This window comes from Mesorhizobium sp. M7A.F.Ca.AU.001.01.1.1, from assembly GCF_004022735.1.
GTDB classification, from domain to species: domain Bacteria; phylum Pseudomonadota; class Alphaproteobacteria; order Rhizobiales; family Rhizobiaceae; genus Mesorhizobium; species Mesorhizobium ciceri.
The window spans coordinates 1-5,233 of sequence record NZ_RZPF01000480.1 but is presented as its reverse complement, the minus strand read 5'-3'; the positions used below and the strand labels follow the sequence as shown (position 1 = coordinate 5,233).

6 protein-coding genes are annotated in these 5,233 nt (G+C 63.4%); 2 read left to right on the top strand and 4 right to left on the bottom strand.

Annotation, left to right across the window (positions count from 1 at the left end; genetic code table 11):
- The gene (locus EN884_RS24915) at positions 1-585 is read left to right on the top strand and encodes a L,D-transpeptidase (RefSeq protein ID WP_128360784.1); all 585 of its coding nucleotides are present in this window, start codon (positions 1-3) and stop codon (positions 583-585) included.
- Positions 582-1,175 (top strand): hypothetical protein, encoded by a 594-nt coding sequence (locus EN884_RS24910; RefSeq protein ID WP_013530275.1) that lies wholly within the window; start codon positions 582-584, stop codon positions 1,173-1,175. Before EN884_RS24915 ends, EN884_RS24910 begins: the two co-directional genes overlap by 4 nt.
- A 44-nt stretch (positions 1,176-1,219) precedes the next feature.
- On the opposite strand, the gene EN884_RS24905 is transcribed toward EN884_RS24910, so the two are convergent.
- The 4 genes from EN884_RS24905 to EN884_RS24890 form a co-directional block, all read right to left on the bottom strand.
- Positions 1,220-1,753: a hypothetical protein gene (locus EN884_RS24905; protein WP_063170086.1), complete on the bottom strand. Its 534-nt coding sequence runs from the start codon at positions 1,751-1,753 to the stop codon at positions 1,220-1,222.
- Between the two features lie 60 nt (positions 1,754-1,813).
- A complete protein-coding gene (locus EN884_RS24900; RefSeq protein ID WP_013530273.1) occupies positions 1,814-2,728 on the bottom strand; it encodes a sugar ABC transporter permease in 915 nt (304 codons plus the stop codon).
- A gap of 111 nt (positions 2,729-2,839) precedes the next feature.
- Complete coding sequence (locus tag EN884_RS24895; protein ID WP_082826651.1) at positions 2,840-4,135, bottom strand: sugar ABC transporter substrate-binding protein; 1,296 nt, start codon at positions 4,133-4,135, stop codon at positions 2,840-2,842.
- A gap of 95 nt (positions 4,136-4,230) precedes the next feature.
- Entirely contained in the window at positions 4,231-5,052 is an 822-nt protein-coding gene (locus EN884_RS24890; RefSeq protein ID WP_032808731.1) for a carbohydrate ABC transporter permease, read from the bottom strand.
- Positions 5,053-5,233: the final 181 nt, after the last annotated feature.

Below are 5,233 nucleotides of genomic sequence, written 5' to 3'. Positions count from 1 at the left end.
CTGCCCGATAGATACCGGATCGCCCCAAAGCTCGCCGGCGCCTGCGTGCTCGGCATGGCGTTGGCGCTGTCCGTCCACGGCTTCGCCGAGGCGCGATCAGCACTTTCGGAGCGGCCGCCGCTGCCGGCGATGGGGCCCAGCCTGCGCAAGGCCGTCGCCTTTAGAACCGCCGAGCAGCCGGGAACGATCATCATCCGCAAGGACGAGAAGGCGCTTTACCTGGTGACCCGCCAGGGCCAGGCGCTGCGCTACCAGATCAGCGTCGGGCGCGACGGGTTCGGCTGGACCGGCATCGTCAAGGTGGGGGCGAAGACCGAATGGCCGGAGTGGCGCCCGCCGCAGGAAATGCGGGCCCGCCAGCCGGAGCTGCCGAAAATGGTGCCCGCCGGCCCCTACAATCCGCTCGGCGCAAGGGCGCTCTACCTGTCTCGGGACGGGCGCGACACGCTCTACCGCATACACGGCACCAACGACCCGTCGGGTGTCGGCTTCGACGGGACATCGGGCTGTTTTCGCCTCACCAACACGGATGTGATCGATCTTTTCAAACGCGTCGCGGTCGGCGCAAAGGTGGTGGTCCAATGACGATGATCAGCGAACCGGACATGCCGGCGATCGATATCGGAAACCAGGAACAGCGCGAACCGGCTGCCGCCGGGAAACCCAGCAAGGCAAAGACGATCGCCGTCATCGTCGCCGGCGGCGCGCTTCTGATCACCGCAGTCAACATGGCGGCCGCGGTCTATCTCTATCGGGGCATGAGCGACCTGCGTTTCGTCGAGGCGCGGCTGGAGCAGCTCGGCGCATTCGAGCAGCGGATCGCAGCCCGGCTCGACACGGTCAACAACGGTTTTCAGAGCCGGTTCGAGAAACTGGACAGCCAGTTGCAAGGCAGCTTCAACGAGATCGATGCCAGCATTGCCCGGCTTGGGCAGACTATGCCGGTCGCCGGCGGCGAGGCCATGCCGGGCGTGGAAGAACCGTCCGAAATCGCCACCAGCACGCTGGCGCAAGCGCCCGAAGCCCTCGGCGGCGAGAGCGCGAGCGAACCCGGCGTCATCGAAGCGCCCGCACCCAGGAGGAGAATCGCATCGGCGTCGCCCCCTGCTCCCAGCTCCAATTACCAGCGCATCCAGCAGCCCGACGGCAAGGTCTATTACCGCCGGATCAACTAGACCCAGCAGAGCCCGGATCGTGCAAGGTGTAAGTGGCGAACGATCTAGAGATCGCGCTGCAGCGCCAGGATGCGGATGGCCCGGACGGACCGCTCCCGCGCCTCGGTGAGGAAGGCGATGTGGCAGTAGGCACAGGCCACGAAGCCCAAAAGCAGCACCAAGCTGTTCTTGAAGGTGAAATCGACGGCCAGCGAATAGGGAAGACCCTTGGGCGACGTGAATTCGGCAATCGTGCTTGCCGTTTCCGAATGGCTGCCGACCGCGATCATCAGCCCGGCGAAAATCAGGGCGATATGGTTGGCGAGGAAGAAGAAAGCCGACCGCTTGGCGTGGCACGCCATCCAGCAGACGATCGATGCGGCGGCAAGGATAGCGGCTTCGAAAGCCATGGAACCGCCCAGCCAGACATCCACCTGCTGCCAAAGCACCGTCGACAAGGGGCGCAGTTCAAGCCATAGCCACCATGCGGTGGGGCTGGCTGGATAGATGCCCAGCAACAAGGTCGCCATGCGCTCCCCTGCCAGGACCGCCAGAATGAGAAACGGAAAGGCGAAAAGCAGGAGCGGCTTGCGTTTCATGTTCCCTCGACAATCTGCAGGCCAGGATAGGCCGCATAGATTGCGCAAGGCTTAACAACCCTACTTCCGGCCCTCTCCCGATTGCGAGCGTTCGAGGACGGCGAAGAAGATCACGGTGAGCAGAAGCACGATCAGCAGCAGCACGAACGCGGCTGCCGCGCCTTCGTTGAGCGAAAGGCCGAGAAAGGCACGGCGATAGGCAAAGAAGCTCAGCACTTCGGTCGCGTTGCCCGGCCCGCCCTTGGTCAGGACATAGGGCAGATCGTAGGTCCGGAATTCGTTGATCAGCTGGATGATGATGGTGATCGCCGCGACCGGCCGAAGCATCGGCAGCGTGATGTAGAGGAATTGCTGCCAGCCGCGCGCGCCGTCCACTTCAGCAGCCTCATAGGGATCGCGCGGCAAAGCGGCGAGCCCCGCGGCGAGGATCAGCACGACGAAGGACATTTGCTGCCAGATGTCGATCGCCGCCATCGTCCAGAGTGCCATGCCTGGCGTGCCTAGCCAGTCGAGGCGCGGCAGGCCTGATATCTCCATGAGATGATTGGCGATGCCGAGATTGGGCTGGAGCAGCATGCGCCAGATCAGGGCGACGCTGATCGGCGACATCGCCATGGGAATGGTCAGAACCGCGAAATAGACCGGCTTCATCCGGACCGTCCGGTTGAGCATCAGGGCAATGCCGAGCCCGATCACGAATTCGCCGACCACGGTCACCGCCGAATAGCGCACGGTGAGCCAGAGCGCGTTCCAGAACAGCTCATCGCCGATCATCGAAGCGAAATTCTTGAACCCGACAAGCGGCAGGAGCTGCGGCTTGATCAAGGTCATCGAGGAGATCGAGAGGATGCAGGCATAGGCCAGGGGAAAGCCCATCACGATCGCCAGCAGCAGCAGGCCGGGCAAGGCAAAGGCCCAGCCGGTCCGCCACTCGCGGCCACGGGCAGCCCATCCTTTTTTGATCGCATTGTGCATCGTGGCCGAGCCTTGGTCGGGGTGGCGTTGCTGATCTCGTCAAGATCCGGGGTCTGGAAAATCCGGCGCGGCTGACATCGCCGCGCCGGGTCTCCTTGCCGAGCCGGACCGCTATTTGTCGAGGAGCCCCTGCAGGCCGTCGGAAGCTGCCTTCAGCGCCGCGTCCGATGTCGCCTGGCCGCCAGCCGCCAGCGAAAGCTGGGTACCGAGCAGATCCTCGTATTGCGCCGAATAGGTGAAGATCGGGAACGACTTGCCGGTCGCCACCACATCCTGGGCGGTCTTGTAGAAGGGATATTTCGCCAGCACCGCCGCATCGGCATAGACATCGCTGCGCACGGGCGCGTGGCCCTCGAGCGCGCGCTTCACCGAAACATCCTTGCTCTGCACCCACTGGATGAAGGTCCAGGCGGCTTCCTGCTCTTCCGGCGACGTGTTCTTGGGAATGCCCCAGCCCCAACCGCCGCTCTCGCCATGGCCGCCCGGCATCACCGACAGGCCGACCTTGCCGGCGACCGTCGGACACTTCACGGCATCGTCCATCTGCGGCAGCATCCACCAATAGGTGACCATGCTGAAGGCGGAACCGCTGCACATCAGACGCATGGTGTCGTCGAGCGTGGCCGACACGGCACCCTGCTGGGCGCCGTGCTGGAGATTGTCGACATAGAGATCGAGCGCCTTCTTGGCCTCTGCCGTGTCGAGGCTCGCCTTGCCGTCGGCATTGAGATAGCTGCCGCCGGCGGAGAACAGGTAGTTGGAGAATTCCATGCTGTTGGGATCGCCGCGCTGGCCCTGCATCGCGGCCCCGGCGACACCGGCATTGGCCTTCATGAATTTGGAAATCGCCACATAATCTTCGAGCGTCGTCGGCAAAGCGAGCTCCTTGCCGGTTGCCGTCTTGTAGGCGGCCTTGAGCTTCTCGTCGCCGATCAGGTCCTTCCGGTAGAGGAGGCCCATCGAGTAGTTGTACATGGGCACCAGGAACAGCTGGTCCTCGGTTCGGCCGAGCAGGTCAAGCGTCGAGGGAATGAAGGGGCTCAGATCGTATTTGGATTTCTCGACGAAGGGTTTCAGGTCGGCCAGCCAGCCGGCCGCCGGAAATTCGCCGGCCCACAGGAAGTCGACCTCGAGCACATTGTAGTAGCTCTGCGGCGCGGTCAGCTGCGACACCAGCTTGTCGTGCATGTCAGGATAGCCGATCTTCTCAAACTCGACCTTGATGCCGGTCTGCTTCTCGAATTCGGGCAACAGCGCTTCAATGATCTTGGTTTCCGGCACGTCCTCCATCAAGGCGTGCAAGGTGATGGGCTCAGCCGCCCTGGCCGGAAGCGATGCGCTGACAACAGCTGCCCCGCTCACGGCCGTCATCAGCATTTTGATCAAGGTCTGCTTGTTCCAAGTCATAACTCTCTACTCCTCTTTCCCTCTGGACGCGGCGGTGATCCCGCCACGATTTCATAACCGGCTAGCGAGCCATGTCGGCTCTCGGAGCGGCCGGCCTATTTCACGCTGCCGAACGTCAAGCCCTGGACGATGAAACGCTGGATGAAGCGGGAAGCCACGACCAGCGGCAGGATGGCAAGGACGACGCCGGCAGAAACCTTGGCGATCTGGACGCCGTTCGAGGTCTGCAACGCCGCAAGCGCAACCGGTATGGTTGCCGTCTTCGGCCCGCTCAAAACCAGGGCAAACAAAAACTCATTCCAAGCCAGGATGAAGCCGAGCACGCCGGCGGCCGCGATACCGGGCATCGACACCGGCAGGACAATACGCCAGAAGGCGCCCCAGGCGGTCGCGCCGTCGGTCATCGCCGCCCATTCCAGATCGACTGGAATGCCCTCGAAGAAGCCCATCAGGATCCAGGTCAGGAAAGGCAGGTTGAGCGCGGCATAGACGATGATCAGCCCCGTCAGCGAATTGCTGAGCTCCAGGCTTCGGAACAGCGTGAAGGTCGGCAGCACCAGCGCCACGGGCGGCAACATCTGCGTCGCCAGAACGGCAAAACGCGCCCAACGACCGCCCGTGCGGAAGCGGGCGAAGGCATAGCCGGTGGTGGCGGCAAAAGGCAATGCGAGCAGAACCGAGCCGAGCGCGACGATCAGGCTGTTGAGGTACGACTGACCGAAGCGGCTCGACAGCAGCGCCGAATAATTGTCCGTCGTAAAGGCCGGCATCAGCTCGTTGCTGTAGGACAACTGCTCGGGGACGAAGCTTGTCCGCAGCACCCAGAGCGGCGGCAGCAGCACGATGGCGCAGACGACAATCAGCCCGAAATGCAAGCCGAAGCGGCGACGAAAGGCCGGCCGTTCGTTTCTGTCCATGCTGGTCATCGCGTGGCCCCCATGAGGCTCGGCCGCGCGATGACCAGTTCGGTTTCGGGATCAAAGAGGTGCATCGGCAGCGGGTCGATGTAGAGTTCGACCATCGAGCCGACGGGCGCCGTGAAATAACGGCTGAGGCGGGCGGCGGTCTCAAACCGCCTGTCCCCCCCCCCGGGGGGAG